This is a genomic window from Methanolobus sp. ZRKC3, from assembly GCF_045291275.1.
Lineage (GTDB): Archaea > Halobacteriota > Methanosarcinia > Methanosarcinales > Methanosarcinaceae > Methanolobus.
This window is the reverse complement of sequence record NZ_CP146982.1, coordinates 52,847-72,976: the sequence shown is the minus strand read 5'-3', so window position 1 is coordinate 72,976 and position 20,130 is coordinate 52,847. Positions and strand designations below refer to the sequence as shown.

22 protein-coding genes and 1 tRNA gene are annotated in these 20,130 nt (G+C 43.8%); 12 read left to right on the top strand and 11 right to left on the bottom strand.

From position 1 onward, the window contains the following. Nucleotides 1–46: 46 nt before the first annotated feature. The 6 genes from V7O66_RS00385 to V7O66_RS00360 all read right to left on the bottom strand — a co-directional run bounded on the left by V7O66_RS00385 (nt 47) and on the right by V7O66_RS00360 (nt 5,069). Nucleotides 47–697 (bottom strand): cyclase family protein, encoded by a 651-nt coding sequence (locus V7O66_RS00385; RefSeq protein ID WP_406661015.1) that lies wholly within the window; start codon nt 695–697, stop codon nt 47–49. Between the two features lie 36 nt (nt 698–733). Continuing rightward, entirely contained in the window at nt 734–1,372 is a 639-nt protein-coding gene (locus V7O66_RS00380) for a histidinol phosphate phosphatase domain-containing protein (protein ID WP_406661014.1), read from the bottom strand. A gap of 118 nt (nt 1,373–1,490) precedes the next feature. Further along, complete coding sequence (locus V7O66_RS00375; RefSeq protein WP_406661013.1) at nt 1,491–2,492, bottom strand: tetratricopeptide repeat protein; 1,002 nt, start codon at nt 2,490–2,492, stop codon at nt 1,491–1,493. Nucleotides 2,493–2,629: 137 nt separating this feature from the next. Beyond that, a complete protein-coding gene (locus V7O66_RS00370; RefSeq protein ID WP_406661012.1) occupies nt 2,630–3,439 on the bottom strand; it encodes an SAM-dependent methyltransferase in 810 nt (269 codons plus the stop codon). A gap of 26 nt (nt 3,440–3,465) precedes the next feature. Next, complete coding sequence (locus V7O66_RS00365; RefSeq protein ID WP_406661011.1) at nt 3,466–4,032, bottom strand: hypothetical protein; 567 nt, start codon at nt 4,030–4,032, stop codon at nt 3,466–3,468. An 11-nt stretch (nt 4,033–4,043) separates the two neighbouring features. Continuing rightward, nucleotides 4,044–5,069, bottom strand: coding sequence for a Vms1/Ankzf1 family peptidyl-tRNA hydrolase (locus V7O66_RS00360; protein WP_406661010.1), 1,026 nt, complete (start codon nt 5,067–5,069; stop codon nt 4,044–4,046). A 108-nt stretch (nt 5,070–5,177) separates the two neighbouring features. Here V7O66_RS00360 and V7O66_RS00355 point away from each other — a divergent pair, with 108 nt between their 5' ends. Continuing rightward, the gene (locus tag V7O66_RS00355; protein ID WP_406661009.1) at nt 5,178–6,410 is read left to right on the top strand and encodes an ABC transporter substrate-binding protein; all 1,233 of its coding nucleotides are present in this window, start codon (nt 5,178–5,180) and stop codon (nt 6,408–6,410) included. A gap of 120 nt (nt 6,411–6,530) precedes the next feature. Here V7O66_RS00355 and V7O66_RS00350 read toward each other — a convergent pair whose 3' ends face one another. From V7O66_RS00350 to V7O66_RS00330, 5 genes are all read right to left on the bottom strand, one after another. After that, entirely contained in the window at nt 6,531–7,574 is a 1,044-nt protein-coding gene (locus V7O66_RS00350; protein ID WP_406661008.1) for an endo alpha-1,4 polygalactosaminidase, read from the bottom strand. Between the two features lie 51 nt (nt 7,575–7,625). Beyond that, entirely contained in the window at nt 7,626–8,189 is a 564-nt protein-coding gene (locus V7O66_RS00345; protein WP_406661007.1) for an N-acetyltransferase family protein, read from the bottom strand. A gap of 175 nt (nt 8,190–8,364) precedes the next feature. Then, complete coding sequence (locus V7O66_RS00340) at nt 8,365–8,859, bottom strand: Fe-S-containing protein (protein ID WP_406661006.1); 495 nt, start codon at nt 8,857–8,859, stop codon at nt 8,365–8,367. A 56-nt stretch (nt 8,860–8,915) separates the two neighbouring features. Then, a complete protein-coding gene (locus tag V7O66_RS00335) occupies nt 8,916–9,596 on the bottom strand; it encodes an ABC transporter ATP-binding protein (RefSeq protein WP_406661005.1) in 681 nt (226 codons plus the stop codon). After that, nucleotides 9,589–10,743 (bottom strand): ABC transporter permease, encoded by a 1,155-nt coding sequence (locus V7O66_RS00330; protein ID WP_406661004.1) that lies wholly within the window; start codon nt 10,741–10,743, stop codon nt 9,589–9,591. Before V7O66_RS00330 ends, V7O66_RS00335 begins: the two co-directional genes overlap by 8 nt. A 199-nt stretch (nt 10,744–10,942) precedes the next feature. Here V7O66_RS00330 and V7O66_RS00325 point away from each other — a divergent pair, with 199 nt between their 5' ends. From V7O66_RS00325 to V7O66_RS00275, 11 genes are all read left to right on the top strand, one after another. Then, on the top strand, nt 10,943–11,302 hold the full coding sequence (locus V7O66_RS00325; protein WP_406661003.1) for a BlaI/MecI/CopY family transcriptional regulator: 360 nt from the start codon (nt 10,943–10,945) through the stop codon (nt 11,300–11,302). Nucleotides 11,303–11,313: 11 nt separating this feature from the next. Continuing rightward, on the top strand, nt 11,314–12,000 hold the full coding sequence (locus tag V7O66_RS00320) for a M48 family metalloprotease (RefSeq protein ID WP_406661002.1): 687 nt from the start codon (nt 11,314–11,316) through the stop codon (nt 11,998–12,000). A 95-nt stretch (nt 12,001–12,095) separates the two neighbouring features. Beyond that, nucleotides 12,096–13,331, top strand: a complete 1,236-nt coding sequence (coaBC, locus tag V7O66_RS00315) for a bifunctional phosphopantothenoylcysteine decarboxylase/phosphopantothenate--cysteine ligase CoaBC (protein WP_406661001.1) — start codon at nt 12,096–12,098, stop codon at nt 13,329–13,331. Nucleotides 13,332–13,333: 2 nt separating this feature from the next. Further along, on the top strand, nt 13,334–14,230 hold the full coding sequence (locus tag V7O66_RS00310; RefSeq protein ID WP_406661000.1) for a pantoate kinase: 897 nt from the start codon (nt 13,334–13,336) through the stop codon (nt 14,228–14,230). A gap of 81 nt (nt 14,231–14,311) precedes the next feature. Further along, complete coding sequence (locus V7O66_RS00305) at nt 14,312–15,256, top strand: prohibitin family protein (protein ID WP_406660999.1); 945 nt, start codon at nt 14,312–14,314, stop codon at nt 15,254–15,256. Nucleotides 15,257–15,285: 29 nt separating this feature from the next. Then, complete coding sequence (locus tag V7O66_RS00300) at nt 15,286–16,047, top strand: 4-phosphopantoate--beta-alanine ligase (RefSeq protein WP_406660998.1); 762 nt, start codon at nt 15,286–15,288, stop codon at nt 16,045–16,047. Continuing rightward, nucleotides 16,047–16,688, top strand: a complete 642-nt coding sequence (locus tag V7O66_RS00295) for an HD domain-containing protein (RefSeq protein WP_406660997.1) — start codon at nt 16,047–16,049, stop codon at nt 16,686–16,688. Before V7O66_RS00300 ends, V7O66_RS00295 begins: the two co-directional genes overlap by 1 nt. Nucleotides 16,689–16,690: 2 nt before the next feature. Beyond that, a complete protein-coding gene (locus tag V7O66_RS00290) occupies nt 16,691–17,989 on the top strand; it encodes an amidohydrolase family protein (RefSeq protein ID WP_406660996.1) in 1,299 nt (432 codons plus the stop codon). A 62-nt stretch (nt 17,990–18,051) separates the two neighbouring features. After that, nucleotides 18,052–19,287, top strand: coding sequence for an adenosylhomocysteinase (locus V7O66_RS00285; RefSeq protein ID WP_406660995.1), 1,236 nt, complete (start codon nt 18,052–18,054; stop codon nt 19,285–19,287). Between the two features lie 368 nt (nt 19,288–19,655). Next, nucleotides 19,656–19,732: transfer RNA gene (locus V7O66_RS00280), tRNA-Lys, on the top strand. Between the two features lie 46 nt (nt 19,733–19,778). Further along, nucleotides 19,779–20,015, top strand: a complete 237-nt coding sequence (locus V7O66_RS00275; RefSeq protein WP_406660994.1) for a DNA-directed RNA polymerase subunit H — start codon at nt 19,779–19,781, stop codon at nt 20,013–20,015. The last annotated feature ends 115 nt before the right edge of the window (nt 20,016–20,130 follow it).

The following is a 20,130-nucleotide window of genomic DNA, read 5'->3' as shown; positions in this document are numbered from 1 at the left end:
CACACTAATAACAAAAATACATACATATTCCAGGCGAAACCTGCAATTATATCTCTATAAGTATGGCCCGGGCCGGTGAAGCATCACATCCGATCAGTTTGAGAGGAAAGCAGATGAACTCATAAATTCCCCCTCTTACTTCAGCGAGGTCCAGATTCTCAATGATACAAACATCGTTTTCCAGAAGCAATTTGTGATTAGAAAGACCAGGATCAGAATCTACTGAAAGAGTATCTATCCCCACCGTTCTAAACCCGTATTCCAGTATCCATTGACCTACTGTTTTATCAAGACCTACGGTGAGACCATGGATATCGGAATATACTGGTTCAAAACTATGCATAACCGTTTTGAGCAACAAAATATCAATTTCAGCGTTCTTATACACATCTGAACTTTTGAAACAGGATTCCAGATCATCACGTGAAATGTCCTTTTCCATATAACTCAGATCAAGTACAACTGCCCTGCCTAAAAAATGGTCAATTGATACCATATCAATGCTTGCCCCATCCTTTAGGATATGAGACGGTGCATCGATATGAGTACCTGTATGAGTTCCGATACCTACTTTTGATACAGCAAAACCATCTTTGTCAATGGAGAAGACATTTTCAATTGAAGGTTTTGGATCACCTGGATAAACAGGCATATCCGAAGAAATACCAACTGAAATATCAATAATTCTCCGAACCATGATAGTGCCTTGCTGAATACTGCAGAATTATTTCGACTATTCCAGGAAACGAAGGGAATTATTCAGAACAGATTCAGCCTGTGATTCTGTTAGACCGGAACCCATTGCCACCTTTCTTGCAAAGTCACGGGTTATAAGATTTCCCGGGCTATGCGTATCCGTGTCAACAATAAGTGTAGCACCAAGCTCCATTCCAATCTTTGCCACATATCCGTTTGTCCGGTTATGCCCGTTTCTTGCAGTTATCTCCAAGCATACATCATTTTCAATGGCTTTTTCGACCTCATCTGCTGTAATAAAACCCGGGTGAGCAAGAATATCAACATCTTCACATTCAACTGCAGCCGCATTTGTACCCGGCATAACAGGCTCGTTTATGGTCTCGCCATGGACCACTACAACTTCGGCACCCATTTCCTTTGCCATTGCTGCCAAAGGTGCGATCTTACGTGGAGGAACATGAGTTATCTCCACACCTGCAAACACCCTGATATCAAGTTCATCTTCCAGGTACTTGGCTTTTTTAACATTGCTAACCACGTGCTCCACGTTAGAGAAATCAACGTGGTCAGTTATGCCAATGGCTCTGTAACCATGCACCACTGCCCTTCTTACAAGTTCACTTGGGATCAATTCACCATCACTGAAAATGGAATGAGTATGCATATCTATCATGATAACACCTTACCAGAGCTTTGCAAAAATAATTACTAGAAATAACAGACCTGTCTATGCACTACAGATACATAAAACCATTCGTAAGAATACGGATGAAATTTAACAAGGAAATTAATCAAAGACTCTTATATGCCCTTGCGATGTTCTTTATAACACCATCATGCTCTGCAGGAAAACGGTCGACTGTAAAAATCCTAAGAGCCTCATGATAGCAGGAAACCGCTTTTTCGATGTTTTGCTCCTTTTCTTCGATCGTGGACATTTCAAAATAAGCATTACCCAGGTTGTTCTTGGCAGTTGCATACTCCATTGGCCGTGAATCTATGGTGAATACCTCAAGAGCGTTATTGAAGGAAATTATCGCATTGCTTATGTTTTCCTCCGCATCCCCGAATTCTGATAGCTCAAGATATACATTCCCCAGGTTATTCTGTACACCGGCATATTCCACAGGATACACATCTTCCCTGAAAACACGCAGAGATTCACCATAGAATTCGATAGCTTTGAAAAGGTCAGCTGAGTTATTTTTGGAGTTTCCTCTTTTTCGATATGCATTTCCAAGCTTATTGTTTATAGAAGCAAAATACAGAGGATTACTTGCTATTGAATAATACTCAAGTGATGTATCATAAGCCCCTATAGCATTCTTAAGATCATCATCCTGATCCCTGACTGCATAAAGCCTCAGGTAAGAATCACCCACACCATAGTGAATCAGAGCATATTCCTCTGGATTATTCTTGCTGTCAAAAAATACCAGAGCCTGATCATAGGCACTTAAACTGTTCTTGAGATTTACTGATGCATTATCATGGAAAGACATTTCATAGTATGTTCTCCCCCTATGGTAATGGTTCAGGCCATATTCCGCAGGATACTCATTTGAAGAGATCATACCAAATACGCTATTATAGGTATCTATTGCCTGTCCGAAGTCATTCTGATCGCGAAAGTCATCAGCCTGCTGCCAGAGTGAATCAATCTCATCTATAGTCTTTTGCTTCTGCGCATAGTCACTAAAAGAGTAAAAACCAGCACCCATTACAATGATTGCTACAAAAAGAAGAGCAAGTCGCCCGGCAGGTCCTTTTGGAACAATACTTGTTAGTGACATATGATCGAATACTCCTGAATAAAAATATAGGATTAAGCCAGTCAAAAACCGGCTTAAAGAAGTTATTACAATGAAGTATTCACTTATATAAAAAAAGAAATTACTTGCAACAATTAATATAAAAGTGGATGTGATGATCAATCCTCTTTTGGTTTCACAACTTCGGCAAACGCAAAATTAGGTTTTACATCCTTTATCTTGATTTTTACATTGTCCCCAAGCTCAACATCTTTCACAAAAACAACAAAACCATCAATTGTTACTGCACCGTCTCCGCTTGAACCAATTTCAGTGATCTCTACATCAAATTCATTACCACGTCTTAAAGGAGCACTGAGGAACTTCTTTCCTATGATATATATCTCAGCACTTTGTGAACGGGAAGCTTTGGGGGAATAGGAACGTGTGAACGCAAAATTACGACTTACCTTATCAAAGAAACCCTTGAACATATCACCCTCAAACACCTTTACAACAAAATGTCCACCAGGTTTGAGGATCTTTCTGGCACACTCAAGAGCAGAAGTAGTAAGATCGATTGATCTGGCATGATCAAGACTCCAGTTACCGGAAAGATTGGGAGCAGCATCACAGATAACTACATCGGCACCTTCCTGTCCAACCGTTTTTAAGATCTTCTCGATGGTCCTGTCAGCAGTAATGTCACCCTTTATGGTCTCAATTCCTTCGATCGGAAGAATACGTTGTAGATCAACACCAACAATGCGGCCTCCAGAAAGTTTTTTTGCAACCTCCAGCCATCCACCTGGTGCCGCGCCGAGATCTACCACGGTGTCCCCTTCTTTTATGACCTCATGCTTTTCGTTTATCTGGAATAGTTTGTAAGATGCTCTTGAACGATAGCCTTCTTCCTTAGCTCTCCAATAATAAGTGTCTCGCCTGTCATCCTTATTCCGGGAATGACTTCCTCGCCTGCCTTTTGCCATATGAACTACCAGATAATACCCAAACATCAAATATCTTGTGCCGCTCTTAAATGCTCAAGTTTTTTACTCAGAACCTGCAAATCATCCTCTGCCACCTCTATTCCTTCTGGAAGCCAGAAATCATAATCATAGTAAAGATTCAGCAATTTGCTATATTGGGCCTCAAGTGATGAAAACTCAGAAGCACTGATCCGTAAACCCTGCAATGAATCGACCTTTTCTTCAAGATCTACCGCCTTAGTTTTAATATTTGCACAAAAGCGCTTCGAAACACTGCTAAGATCTACTTCCCTCTTTGACAGCTCAAGTACATCTATTACTTCACTTAATTCAAAGGGGATGTCAGGAAATGCATTTGGGCCCGGTATACAATACAGGTTCTCATTTTGTTCAATACCAACGACCTCCTCACAGCTTACTATTTCCAGTACATGTTCAGCCAGGGATTCCTTGCATAATTCTCCAATGTATTCAGGAGAAGAAGGTTCTTCCCTCTTTGTGAAAGAAAGCTCTTTTACAACCAGCTCTATCTCATCGAGTGTCAGAGCGCCCAGAGCGTCTATTATTCCTGAAAGTTCTTCTTTTGTAAGCATCTGATCACATATTATAACTTATATCTTCTGGAAAGAAAGACCTGCCTTAGCACATCTTCAGAGGCATGCTTCTCCACACGTATATCAACAGGAGAGAACAGCAGCGGAATATCCACATCAATATCCTTGATGATAAGATTCGCAAGGTTCTGATCGCCACCTATTACGAGGTAATCAAAATCAAATTCCAGATTATTAATGAGTTCTCCAAGAGATTCCCGAACCTTGTCTGCATGATGAACTATTTCCTCATCCCTCAGGCGTTCAAAACGTCTCTGGCTGAACCCACCTTTACCGTGTTTGGATTTTACATTGCTTCTTATCAGTTCATAGGAATCCAGATGTCTTGAATCCAGTGAATATGCTACAAAAGATTCACCTGCATGAGCTAGTAAAATGCAAATTGATAGTTCTTTTGACAGCAGACCAAGGAGTTGTTCGGTATTGAAAGCCGTACCCTGCAACCATTTAGAGGTTTCCACGGGTAGTGGAGGAATAATGACCTCATTCACCAGACTATCGCGATCATGAAAAAGTACAAAACCATTTTGAGAATCGATCTTTTCCAGAAGGTGTAAAGTATCGGGGTCGATGTATTTTTCTACAGGATCATTTCCAAAAATACCTGATACCGAACTCCCATTACAGACATACAGTGTCAGCAGTGTTTCTTCAGGAGACCTAAGCGAAGAAAGGGTTGACACATAGTCCTGCATCCTGCGAATAGACAACATATCCACATGACTGAAAGATAAATGGTCGAAACTATTTTCTTTGTTTTTCTCAATTTCATGCTCAAGTGTGCTTATTCGAAATCCTGCCGCATTGAGAGCTTCCTCTGCATCCTGTTTTGCAGCCACAGCTTTTTTTTCATTTGCAGCGCTCTTCTCGAACTTCGTGCGAAGGGTCTTATTATCGATCTCAAGCTCAACTATATGAGATTGAAGGTGATCTATTTGTCCTTCAAGTTTTTCCTTTCCGGTATACTTGTTGAAGAGATAATTAACATTTTCAACGACTTTTTCCTTCTTTGCCATTCTATGTGAAATAGACATCTACTAAATAAAAAATCTCCCATTTAACACCGCATACTATCAAAATATATAAATATAGATTATACATATTGAAGAGACTGTGACCATCTTATGAAAAAACTAACAGGAGTATTACTTAGTATTTTGCTTATAGCAACCCTTGGAATGGGTTGCATTGAATCGACCGGAGAGGCTACCAGTGAATCTGGAGACATAACCATCGGAGCACTTTTACCACTTACAGGCAATCTTGCCTCTATCGGTGAATCAAGCCAGACAGCAGTTGATGTTTCAAGTAAGGACATTAATGATTATTTCTCAGGACTTGGTTCAGGGAAGAATGTGAAAGTGATCGTTAAGGATACAGAAAGTGACCCTGAAAAGGCTCTGGAACAGCTCAAGGAACTTGATGAGATGGGAGTGAAGATCGTTGTCGGTCCGCAGGCAAGTGAAGAGGTAGAAGCTGTCCTGCAATATGCAACAGACAATAATATCATTCTTCTGAGTACTGGGTCAACGGCTCCTTCTTTAGCAATTCCTGACGATAATCTGTTCAGGCTTGTACCTGACGACACAAATCAGGGAATGGTTCTGGCTACACTCATGGAAGAAGAAGGAATCAGTGCTGTCATCCCAATGTACAGAAACGATGTATGGGGCAACGGACTCTTTGAAGAAACAAAAAAGAATTTTGAGTCTCTTGATGGCGTAGTACTTGAAAGTATTGCATACGAAAATGACAATGCTGATCTTTCTGCAGAAGTAGAATCATTGAACGATATAGTAACATCAGCCACCTCAGAATATGGCGAGGGGTCTGTAGCTGTACTTCTTTGCTCCTATGGAGAAACAACAGAGATATTCACTTTAGCTCAGAACTATCCTGCTCTGTCAGCGGTCAACTGGTATGGCAGTGATGGTATAGCACTGAACGAAGAACTGGTCAACGATAACAATGCGGCCGCTTTTGCTGCAGCAACCAATGTCAAGGCACCAGTATACGGATACGTTGGAGAGAATGACAGATACCAGACAGTTGGGTCCAGAATCGAGGAAGAGCTTGGAAGAGTTCCTGAAACTTACGCATTGTCTGCATATGATGCACTCTGGATAGCTACATTTGTAGACCTGGATGCCATCACAGAGAATGATGAAAGTACAAAACTGGCAATGGATACCCTATCTGAGACATATTTCGGCATCACCGGATGGACAAAGCTCGATGAGAACGGAGACAGAGAACATTGGGACTATGACATCTGGACAATCACTGAAGAAGATGGAACTTACCAGTGGGAACTTTCTGCAAGGTACCTCTGCCACTCTGGAATTTCATGGTTGTGAAATTGAGAAGATATTGAAAACTCTATTTGTTGAAAAAATGGTGGTGTATTAACACCACACATTTACTTTTTTATTTTTTAGATTCGTTTTCTCTTTTAGATTTATTTTCAGATTCCCTTTTTATACACCCTCAAAATACTCAAAAGCATCAATTATGTCAAGATAAACACCATCGAATCCTGCATCTATTACCTTATCAAGATACGCATCTTCGCTTCCGTAAATGACTGATTGCCACCCCTCGCCCCAGTACAGCACCTTATAGTTCCCCTCCCAGTCAGGATTCTCAGCCTCAAGCCATGATGGTGGAGTTCTTTCCCAGGAATCGCTCCAATAGTAGCGATAATCCTCAGCCTCCCCGATACTCATATAGGCAACGACCAGCCGTGAACCACCATTGGATTTTGTTTTGAGCATTGATAATTCATCCACTGTCAAGCTGATATCATCATAGAACATATCTATTATCAACAGGTCGTAATCGGTTTCCTGCAGTGATTTCAAGAAATCCCCACGCTCATCGAAGTTCCCGGGATCTATAATATACAGGAAATTCCCGATATCTGAAAGCGACAACACATCCCCGGAATTTACAGCGAAGGGCACTGCGGGATAGGATGGGATAGAATCAAGTCCTCTGCTGTCAGCAGCAAATGAGATATAACCTCTGGCGGCTGAATTTTGATAGGAACTATCAACGAATGTTTTGTCCCAACAATAATCCGTTACAAGCACTGAGATACCATTTTCTTTTGCCATATCAAGCAGGGCAAGCATTTCATCGGTATTCTCATTTGGTGTTACTTCGTTGTCATTTTCATAACCAAAAAAGAGATCTTCCCTGCCAACACCATCTATTGCTGCGAGGTATTCCTCTGATACCTGATGAGCATCCACCGTTTCTATCAATAATTCCTGTCCGTTCTGTGGAATTACTATAAAATCGGGATTCTTTTGTTTTGAGTAGGTGCTGATGTCAATAACGAGTTCACGCATCTCCTGACGGTAATCCGGATCCTCAATGAACTCTTCTTCACCCGCGGAAACCTGTGATATTGGAGCTTCATCAACCCCTGACGGAACACCATCATTCATACCAAAACAGCCACATGAAAGTATGAAAAGTGAAATGAACAAAAGTGATAATGACTGTTTCAGGCTCATGTGAATATATCTGACAGGACTCTTGATTAAGTTTAGCAAATGATTGAGAGATTAGCAGACATTGCTAATTTTAGCAGTATCTCCTGAACTCTTGTAATCCGGATTGAACCATGCCATTGGGATATCAGCCTCAAAAGTCCCATCATCCCTGAGTATCCTTTTCTCCATTCTCCCTTCTTCAACAAAGCCGAGCTTCTTATAGAACTCGACGGCTCCGGAGTTGCCTTCCTTGGCTACCAGTTCCACCCTCAGAATATGTGGGTAATTCTGCTTTATCTCTTCAAACAAAGCAGTGAAAAGCCCCTTACCAATCCCTTTCCTCTGGAATGAAGGGTGCACAACGATTGTGAGATGACCCAGAACATGCGAAAATACAGCAACACCTGGTCTTCTAGTATGCAGCTCCGCCACGATCTGCCTGGTATCAGTGTCTTCAGCAACCAGGATTATACCGTCTGCAAGGCTGTTGTTCATGAACTTGTCCACGTATTCACCTGTGATCTCGTGAGCCTTCCTGAGAATGCCACCGGAATGCGTGGCAACCTCTTTGTAAAGGGAAAGTATCCGAGACTTGTCAGATGAGTTTGCTTTTCTTATCCTTATTTGTTCATCCATGTTGTACAGCCTCTTTACACGTTGTTTGTAGGGGCTATTACAAATGCAGACTAATATAAGTATTGTAATTTTGTTTGCAGATATAAGTAATATCAGGAGAAGTAAAAATAGTATTAAAAATAAAAAATGAGGAACTAAGTCCTCATGTATGGGAAGGGAGGAAAATAACTTAAATCTAATTTACTTCCACGGTCTTCTGGTGAGCGGTCACAACATCATCCTGATCCATGACGATGCTACCATCTGATATTGTGTAGGGTATGCTCTCCTTTGGATATGCCACACATCCTCCCTGAATACCGTCACCACTTGCGGCATCAAAGACCGTGGCACAAGCATCACAGACCAGCACATCATCTTCAAGTGTGAACCCTATGGACCCACATGGAGGACATACATTGGAGCGGACAATTATCTCGCCATCAAGCTTGTAGGCCATGACCGCCACCTCCCCGATATCGGTGTTCACCTTGAAGTGAACATTGGTGTTCTTTTCAACTGAGCTTAAGGGTATGGATACAGTATCACCGCTTACCTGAGATTCTATCCATGTTCCCTTTACTGAACCGGACGGTCCTGCAGAAGCAGAATCCTCAGTGCCTATACACCCCAATACTGAAAGGGATACCACTATTGCCAACAAAGATACAATGACCAATTTTCTATTCATAATATTACTCCCGATTTTTACTTATGATATTTAATCCTGGAATTTATTCCTGAAATTCATTCCAGAATTGATTCCTTAATGTTACCGTCCTGAATCTCAATGATCCTGTCAGAATGTGCAGCAAGCTCACTGTTATGGGTTACCATGATAACTGTCATCTCAGAGGTCAGCGACTTTAACAGGGATATTATCTTAGCACCTGTGACTGCATCCAGCGCACCTGTAGGTTCGTCTGCAAGCAGTATCTTTGGTTTCATGACAACGGCTCTTGCAATAGCCACTCGCTGCTGTTCACCACCACTCATTTCCGAGGGCTTATGGTCCATCCTGTGGGACAAACCTACCCTTTCCATTGCACTTGCGACCATACCACCATCATCCTCACCTGCAAAAACCAGGGGAAGAGCAACGTTCTCATAAGCTGTAAGTGAAGGGATGAGGTGGAACTGCTGGAAGATGAAACCTACAGCCTTGCGCCTTAGCTCGACTAGTTCCTTCTGGGATCTGCCGGTGATGTCAGTACCATCCAGAATGATGCTTCCGCCTGTGGGACGGTCCAGCATACCCAGCAGGTTCATAAGAGTCGTTTTTCCAGAGCCGGACTGACCCATGATGGAGACGAACTCACCCGCCCTGACGTCCATGTCGATACCATGTAGAACCGCCACCTCATTGGAGCCCAGGTTGTAGTTCTTCATCACGTTTCGTACCTGTATTACATTGGTATCATCAGACACTTCTCAGCACCTCCGCAGGATCAATTCCAAGAGCTTTCTTTGCAGGAACAAGTGAAGCCACCATTCCGGTAAGCGTACAGATAGCCACAACCGGAAGCAGGATATTCCACATGGGATCAGGTGTTACCCCTACCAGTATGGGAGCTGCAACGAACGAAGCCAGTGTTCCTATCAAAAACCCAATGCTTCCTCCCACAACTCCGATGATCGCACCTTCAAGGAAGAGCATGGAAACTACCTGGATGTCGCTTGCTCCTATGGCACGCATGATACCTATCTCCTTGAGTTTCTCGTTGACTGAGGCAAGCATTGTGGAACCAACCGTCAATGTGCTCACCAGCAGGGTAATTATGGAGACTGCCATTGCAGAGGAGCGGCTGTGGTCGATCATTGCCATCTCATTCTGTACTATCTGGCTCATTGCCCTAGCTTCCATACCAGGTAAAACACCTTCTATCTGTGTACTCATATCTTCAACAGGACAGGCGTTACACAGAGCTCTCACTTCCAGACTGCTAACTTTCCCTTCCCTTGAAAGCAGGTACTGTGAGCTTGCAAGTGGAAGTATCACATAGCTATCCTCGTTACTACCCGTGCTCTCTATCACACCAGCGACCCGAACATCCATGGTGATATTGCCCTTGCTAAGGGTGATCATCGAACCTTCTTCAAGCCCCAGAGGACCGCCTATGTCCGAGCCTACCAGTACTTCGGTCTGCCCGGCATCTTCTGTGGATAACCAGTGACCCTGAATATTCCACCATGACTTGAGAGATCGCTCCTGCTCAGGGTCGACGCCCATAACAACAACAGAAGCGTCACCAATTTCTGCAATCCCATACAATCGTGGTGCTACAACCGACAGGCTTGTACTATCCATGATGGTATATATTCGGGATATTTCCGATTCTTCAATGTAATTCTCACCTGCATACAATGAGCCCATGGAACTGTAACCATCCACCAGAGGAATGGATTCTATTTTGGGCCTGACTATTATATTCGCACCGAAGCGGTTCGATTCCTCATATAGACCTTCCGTTGCTGCGGAAAATGTGGTGACCACGGCTACAATGGCTGTAGCGGCTACGACCACGCCAAGCACGGCTACCGCAAGTTTTGTCTTACGACGGAAGACATCCTTCAATACTAAAGAGTGTAAACGTATTCTATTACCCCCATACCTAAATTAGTGATTATTCATTTCACTTTACATCCAGTGTAAAGCACTACATTTTACAATAAGTGTAAAGCAGATTAACTTTACGCCTGGTGTAAAGCAAAGATGTGCCTTTGAAAAACAGGAGCTCACAAAATTTATATGGCTTTACAGCAGTTGTAAAGTTATGGTAAAACTGGACAGAATAACTCTCTCCAACGAAGGACTCACCAAATTCTTCAGCCCCATTGAAGCCAGGATCATGGAAGTCCTATGGGACAATGCCGAGCTGACCACACCCGAGATAACTGAAAAGACAGACATTTCCCTTTCCAGCGTAGCGGGGACACTGGACAGACTGGTGAAAGCAGGTTTTGCCACAAGGGAGTTGGACAAGAGCGGACAGAAGGTCAGATACCTGTATTCTGCTGCCGATTCAATGGACAATACCGCAAACAACATCACAAGAAAAGTCCTTGACAGCCTTGTGGACACATTCGGCAAGGTTGCCATCGAGAATTTCCACAAATATCACGATAAGAAATAATTTATCCAGGGGTGCAGGATATTTTCTCCATACAGGAAGAAGTGGAATGTTACGTTGCATGCATCAATGATGCCAATGTTCTGCCACTGCTACTCTTCTCATTATTCATGGCTGTACTGATGTTCAGCATCTACCACAGGACAAAAAAACCCCTTACAAGAATATCTTCTTTTGTGGGCAGCCAGTTATTCATCATTGCCACCATTGCAACCGTGGTCTACGCAATGCAATGCAACCAGATGCTAAGTATCGAGATATATCTGGCTTATGTGCTTATCTCAGGCACGATTCTAATATTCCTGCCAAGAATATACTACAGGATACTCATCAGGAGATATAATGCCCAGCCTATAACAGAGATCATGGACTGGCCACAGGAATTTGTCAACGGTATTGACAGAGAGGTAAATGTCTACCAGTATGATTCTGCCATCCTCAGGGCATTCGCCTCGGGAAAAGCCATATTCCTGTCCCTTGGTATGCTTGAGCTGATGGATGAGACTGAACTTAAGGCCATACTTGCCCATGAAATGTGGCATATTCGCCACAACGCCAAAACCCCTATACTCAGGCAATTGTCCATGGTGACCTTCACAAAGAACCGCTCAGAGGATGAACTGGAATTGCTGGCAGACGAATTCGCCTCAAAGCTCGTCGATAGAAAGGCCCTGGAATCGGCGAGAGCTAAACTTAACTGAGGACATGCTTTTTTACTACAATTAAGCTGGTAGAACATAAGCCACTTCATTTTAATACTAAAAATTCACTTATCTACTCAAAAAAAGGATAGAATATGCCAGAAATTCCCGATGAACATCCAACACTGTGGATAAAGTCCACAAGATCAGAATCATTGAAAGGCAAGACCATCGTGCTTGCGGTCACAGGCAGCATCGCAGCCGTACGTAGCATCGAGCTTGCCCGGGAGTTCATACGCAGGGGAGCAGAGGTCCATGCAGTGATGAGCAAGGCTGCAAAGGATATAATCAACCCGATGGCCCTGCATTACGCCACAGGGAACGAGGCAATAACCACCATTACCGGAAAGGTGGAGCACGTAGAATTCTTCGGCAATATGGGCAGGGCAGACCTCTTACTTATCGCACCTGCAACAGCCAATACCATAGGCAAGATAGCGGCAGGAATAGATGACACAAGCGTCACCACCTTTGCGACCACTGCCATAGGATCAGGAAAGCCTGTGATGATAGTACCTGCCATGCATGAGGATATGTACAGGCATCCGGCTGTTCTTGAGAACATCAAAAAGATAAAGGATTGGGGAATCGGCTTCATTGGACCAAAGGTAGAGGAAGGCATAGCCAAGATAGCATCCAACGATGAGATAGTGCTTGAAGTTGAGCGGATGATAGGAATAAATAGCCTCGTTGGGAAGAAGATACTCGTCACAAGCGGTTCCACAGCCGAATCCATTGACCCCATACGTATCATGACAAACCGGGCATCAGGCAGAACCGGGGTTGAGCTGACCCTAGAGGCATACAGAAGAGGAGCTGATGTCACCATTGCCCACAGGAACAAGGTTGGTACGGGGAATATCAGGGATGTATTTGCAGAAAGTGCGCAGCAAATGACAGATGCGGTGCTCAGTGAACTTGAAAGCGGCTATGATATACTGATCAGTGCTGCGGCAATTTCCGATTATACTCTTGATGCTGCAAATTCCAAGATAAAATCCGGCAAGGACCTGACACTCTCATTCAAGCCAACCCGTAAACTCATCAGGGAAGTAAGAAAGGCATACCCGGAACTGATTATCGTGGGATTCAAGGCAGAAGCGGGAATAGGAAAGGATGAACTTATTCAAAGAGCAAAACAGACCCTTGAGGAAGCAGAACTCGACATGATAGTGGCTAACGAGGTCAGCGAGAAAGGGATGGGGACACAGGATAACAGTGTTCACATAATCCATGCGGACAACAGGGAAATCACTAACTTTGCAGGTCCTAAGAACAAGATCGCAATTGAACTTATGGATATTATCACAGAAATGATTCTTGAGGAATAACATTGATTTCTGAAAAATGCAAAGGCGACACACTCAATGCAAAAGCATTTGCACCGGCACACATTACTGGCTTTTTTGAAACACATGACCACCAAAACCCTGTAATGAAAGGATCCACAGGTTGCGGGATAGTGCTCAATGCAGGAATCGAGAGCACAGTTACCGCTGGAGAAGGCATACAGAAAAGCGAAATAATGTTAAACGGGAAAAAGGTCAGCGGAAATACCATCTCCACTGTTATCGAGATAATAACTGACATGCCGGTTAAGGTGCAATGTCAGGCAGACATACCTGTGGAATGTGGACTGGGAGCTTCAGGCGCTGGTGCCCTGAGCACTGCTTATGCGCTAAATAGTGCCCTGTCCCTGAACCTTACCGCAAACAAGCTCAATGAAATTGCACATGTGGCTGAGGTGAGAAACAGTAGCGGACTGGGAGATGTGGCTGCGCAATCCGTGGGCGGAGTTGTTATCAGGACTGTACCCGGAGCACCTGATTCCGGAAAATATGACCATATCCCCGGTCCTGAACTAGATGTTTACTGCCTCACCCTTGGAAAGTTATCAACCGGTTCTGTGCTTGGAAACGCGGAATTGCTTGGGCGAATAAACTATACCGGGAGGAAAGCCATGGAGAAACTCATGCAAAAACCCACCATCGCAGAATTTATGGCATGTTCAAGGGATTTTTGCATTGATACAGGGCTGGCTGATGAAAGGATCATTGATATCATTGAAACTGTTGAAGCTGCCGGAGGAATGGCTTCACAGGCAATGCTTGGAAACACTGTTTTCGCCATCAGCAACAATCCTGAAGAAGAAACAGTTCAGCAGGCACTCACCGAATTTGGCAATGTGCTTCATTATAAGACAAGTTTTACCAGTATAAGGATAATATGAGCAAAAGCCTATTTATCATACATATTAGTATACTGCTATCCAGAATTTTTTCACATCAATTCCAAGGAGGAATAAATTAACATGGTAATGGAAGATGGATGGGACCCGAAACCACCAAAAGGTGTTCCGGAAAACCCTCTAAAAGATATACCTGAAGTCTTTTCCAAGATATTCAGGTCAATTGCAATTGTTTTCGTTATATTGATCGTTTTTTCAGTAATGTTCGGCTCTCTCTTTGTATCCGTAGGAGCAGGAGAGGTCGGAGTAAAATTCAATCAGTTTGGCGGAGTTCAGGAAGACGAACTTGGCGAAGGACTACACATAGTACCACCATGGGTCAGCGTAACCAAATACTCAGTTCAAAGTGAAACCTACACCATGAGCGGCAGAGCAGCCGAAGGTCAGATAGTAGGAGATGACCAGATACAGGCGCTCACACAAGAGGGACTTACACTTGGAATGGACATCACCGTAAGATACAGACTGATGTCCGACGAGGCAAGTAACATCCACCAGCAACTCGGTATGAACTATGCCGAAAAGATCATCCGCCCAACAATAAAATCAGCCATCAGAGAAGTAGTATCCAGCAAGAAAGCACTTCAGGTATATGGAGAGGAAAGACAGCTTGTTGCCGGAGAAATGCAGGAAAACATGGAAGACTCATTGAAAAGCGATGGTATAATCGTTGAAGAAGTGCTGCTGCGAAATGTTGTACTTCCAACAAGAGTTGCAGAAGCAATTGAGTCAAAACTTCAGGCTGACCAGGATGCCCAGAGAATGGTATTCGTAAAGCAGAAAGAAGAACTTGAAGCTGAGAGGAAGATCATCGAAGCAAATGGTCATGCAAACGCTACCGTAGCAAGAGCACGTGGTGAAGCTGAAGCATTGAGCATCATCAACAAGGAAATTGCAAAGAACCCGAAACTTATAGACTACAAGTATATCGAGATGCTTCAGGGACAGGAGATCCAGACAATGATCGTTCCTTCAGACCAGGGACTGATATTGAACACAGGCAATTGAACAACTAAACAGTGGAGGTTAAGGAACAAATGACAGACATTCCCAAAGACCACCCCAGATACGATTCCCTGATAACCCGGGAAAAGATAGTCGAGGGAATAAAAATGGGAATTACAAGCCAGCAGGGGCTTGTTGCCCAGGGCAGGGGCGAATCATTCGATTACCTGTTGGGAGAAAAGACCACAAGATCAGCAGCCATTGCAGAAAGGGCTGCTGTGGCTCACATACTCCTTGCAGAGAATCCCATCATTTCGGTGAATGGGAACACTGCAGCCCTGGTGCCAGATAGCCTTGTGGCGCTTGCAGATGTATGTGGGGCGACCCTTGAGGTCAACCTCTTCCATCGCAGCGTTGCACGCATACACAGGATCACACAAGTCCTGAAATCCCATGGCGCAGGAAAAGTGCTTGGAGGAAAGGCTGAGAAGAGACTGGACCTATCCCACGACAGGGCGATCGTCGAAGAAGAAGGCATATTCAGTGCCGATGTGGTACTGGTCCCCTTAGAAGATGGCGATAGATGCGAGAAACTTGTGGAAATGGGAAAAACTGTCATTGCCATAGACCTGAACCCCCTTTCAAGAACATCACTTTCTGCCACTGTGAGTATAGTGGATAATGTGACCCGTGCACTACAGAACATGATCCAGTTCGCAAAGGATATGAAACACGAAAAACACGAATCTCTCCTTAGTGTCATTGAGGAATACGATAACAACGTAGTTCTTTCAGATACACTGTACATAATTGAAGAGAATCTGAAGAGCAATGCTAAAAGTCGGGGAATCTAATGGACCTGATCGAGATCACAAGGACATTTGTCGCAGATGTACTGGCAGGTGAGCCCAGTACCCATGACATGTCACATATAGAGCGTGTGGAGAACATGTGTGTCCGCATCCAGAGAACTGAAGGAGGAGACTTACAGGCATTGCGACTTGCAGCGCTCCTTCACGATGTTGGAATTGTCAGAGAGCACAAGGAAGGCGGAAATCATGCACAGTACAGCGCAGAGATCGCACAGGAATTCCTTGCAGAGAAAGGTGCAGACCCTGAGCTCATAAAGCATGTCACTTCCTGCATTCAGACACACCGATTCAGTCGTGGCATGAAGGCTGAGACCATCGAGGCACAGATACTTCAGGACGCAGACAGGCTTGATGCACTTGGTGCTGTGGGAATATTCAGGTCACTTGTTTCCATGGGAGCGCTCAGGGCGCTTAAAACTACAATTGGCACAGTGAAGGAGACTTCCATGAACGCATATACCGATGACCCCTTCGATGGATTCTATGATTACATGGAAAGAAAGCCTTTCAAGATAATGGAGCGGCTGAATACCAGTTCAGCACGGGATATTGCAGAACAGAGGCTTAATATTATGCAAATGTATCTGGATGAACTTATAACTGAAACCCAGCAGGAGAATTGAATTTGGCTGATATCATCATTAAGAACTCTTACATACTTACAATGGACCCTGAAATAGGGGATATTGAAAATGGTGTCGTGGTAATAGAGGACGGCATCATCACAGAAGTTGGCGCATCAACTGATGCCACGGCAGATAAGATAATAGACGCACAGGGTTCTGTAGTCATGCCGGGGCTTGTGAACACCCATTGTCATGCAGGTATGACACTTTTCAGAGGTTATGCTGATGACCTCCAGCTCAACGACTGGCTTGAGAATCACATCTGGCCGGCAGAAGCACAACTTACCGGAGACGACCTTTATACAGGAACCATACTTGCCTGTCTTGAAATGATAAGATCAGGCACAATCGCCTTTGCTGACATGTACATCCATGAGGAAAGGGTTGCGCAGGCAGTCGAGGAATCCGGCATAAGAGCTGCACTTTCTTACGGAATGATAGACCTCGGTGATGAGGAGAGAGCCAGGAAGGAACTGGAAGAAGGCAGAAAATTTGTCATGGAATGGAATGGCAAGGCCGACGGACGTATCACCACAATGTACGGCCCTCATGCACCAAATACCTGCTCAAAAGAGTTCCTTGCCAAGGTAAGAGAACAGGCAACAAAGGACAATGTCAGAATACACATCCACATACTGGAAACCGAAGCCGAGCTTAACCAGATGAAGGAGATGCATGGCATGTGCTCCATACACTTGCTTGACGGATTTGATTTCTACAAACCTGATGTACTTGCAGCACACTGTGTGTGGCTTTCTGATGGTGACGTCAAGATACTTGCAGAAAGGGGAGTGAACATTTCCCACAACCCAGTAAGCAATATGAAGCTCTCATCAGGCATTGCACCTGTGGCAAAACTGCTTGCCGCCGGAGCGAACGTATCCCTTGGAACAGACGGATGTGCATCCAATAATAATCTGGATCTGTTCGAGGAAATGAAGACTGCTGCACTGCTCCAGAAAGTAAGTACCATGGACCCTACAGTATTGCCTGCCCGCCAGTTACTTGAAATGGCAACTGTCAATGGCGCAAAGGCACTGGGCATCAACAGCGGTATGCTCAAAGAAGGATACAACGCCGATATAATAATCGTTGATATGAATAAAGCACACCTGACCCCTGTTTATGATGTCGCATCACAGCTTGTATATTCTGCAAAGGGCACGGACGTGAAAAGTACCATTGTCAATGGTAAAGTACTAATGGAAGATTATGAAGTCTTATCCATCAATGAGCAGGATGTGATCGACCAGGCAAGAGCAGCTTCAAAGGAGCTGGTTTCAAAGATCAACGCCTGAGAGATCGGACATATAAATAATACAAATAATCATACGAATTATACAAATAATGGAGACATAAAATGAGCGAAAAGGAAATGATGGAATCCGGAAATCAGAAGATAGAATGGGTTCGCAATCACATGCCAGTTCTTGCTACTATAAGAGAACAATTTGAAAAGGAAAAGCCTTTACAGGGACACAAAGTTGGAATGGCATTACATGTTGAAGCAAAGACTGCAGCACTTGTGGAAACACTTGCAATAGGTGGTGCCGAAGTAGCAATTACAGGATGTAACCCACTGAGCACACAGGATGATGTTTCAATGGCACTGGATAGCCGCGAGAACATTGATTGTTACGCACGCTATGACTGCTGCACTGAAGAATACTATGAGGCAATCGACAAGGTACTTGATTTTGAACCGGACATCACCATTGATGACGGGGCAGACCTCATCTTCAAGATCCATACAGAAAGGCCCGAAATGATCCCCAGTATTCTTGGCGCATGTGAGGAAACAACTACCGGGATCCACAGATTAAAAGCAATGGAGCGCGACGGTGCACTGAAGATGCCAGTCATTGCAGTAAACGATGCCATGACAAAGTTCCTTTTCGACAACCGTTACGGAACCGGGCAGTCATCATGGGACGGTATAATGAGAACCACCAACCTTCTTGTTGCAGGTAAGAATGTGGTTGTAGGTGGATACGGATGGTGTGGCAAGGGTGCTGCAATGAGAGGTAGTGGACTTGGTGGCAATGTGATAGTTACCGAGATCGACCCCATCAGAGCACTGGAAGCCCGCATGGACGGATATCAGGTCATGACAATGAAGGAAGCCGCAAAGATCGGAGATATTTTCCTTACAACCACAGGTAACAGGGACATTCTGAACAAGGAACATTTCGAAGTGATGAATGACGGTGCTATCCTTGCAAATTCAGGCCATTTCAATGTGGAGATCAACCTGGAAGACCTTAAGAGCATGGCTAAGTCCATACGCACTGTAAGGAAGAACATCAAGGAATACAACCTGGGAGACAGGAAGGTCTACGTGCTTGCTGATGGAAGACTGGTGAACCTTGCAGCAGGTGACGGACACCCTGCAGAGGTCATGGATATGAGCTTCGCAAACCAGGCACTTTGTGTCAGGCATATAGCTGAGAACAAGCTAATAGCAGGAGTACACCCAGTACCCCATGAGATCGACATAGGCATAGCCAAGATAAAACTACAGTCCATGGGAATCACCATTGATGAACTTTCCAGTGAACAAAGCGACTACATGAACGGGTGGGAGCACGGAACATAACACCAAGCTCTCTATTTTTTTTCTTTTTTTAGAATTTACTATTCTTGTTATATAATATACATAATATGCATGGAAAAAGCATGCATGAACAGCTTATAACTGATAGAAGCAGTGAGAAATATCTATTTTCAACTTCCTAAAGTGCTTGATTAATCGTATATATAGATTATGAAAATACTTTTTTTTGAAAGTACATTAATAGAATGCAAGGTAAACAATTATAAGTGATAAAGTCCTTTTTACACCAAATGCGTAAGAATGTGAATAGCACATCCACAACGTATATATAGGATAAGTGCCTTTTGTCACCGCTACACCGAAGTCAAATGAACGTGCAGCAACACCAGCAAAACCACATCAACCATAAGGGGCTCGTAGCTCAGTCAGGCAGAGCGTCTGGCTTTTAACCAGACGGCCTAGGGTTCAAATCCCTACGAGCCCGCCAAATTTTTGCATGTGTTCACGTTCATATTTTTGAGGGAGGATATACAGTGAGAAAATTCAACCTGCTCGACCACGAGCTTATCCCGAAACATGAAATTATGCCTGAAGATGAATTAAAATCTCTTTTAAATGAATATAAGATAGGGAAAGAACAGCTTCCAAAGATAAAAGTTGATGACCCCATCATACAGGAAATCGGGGCACAAGTGGGAGAAGTTGTCAAAATTTCCAGAAATAGCCAGACCGCTGGCGAAGCTTTTTACTACCGACTTGTCATCATGTGAAATAGTGGTTTATTTCACAGGATCAAATATTATCATGGCTTTTTTGCAATATCGTCAAATTACACAAAGAGGGTGCTATCATAGCGTTAAGTAAAGGACAAATACCGATTTCGTT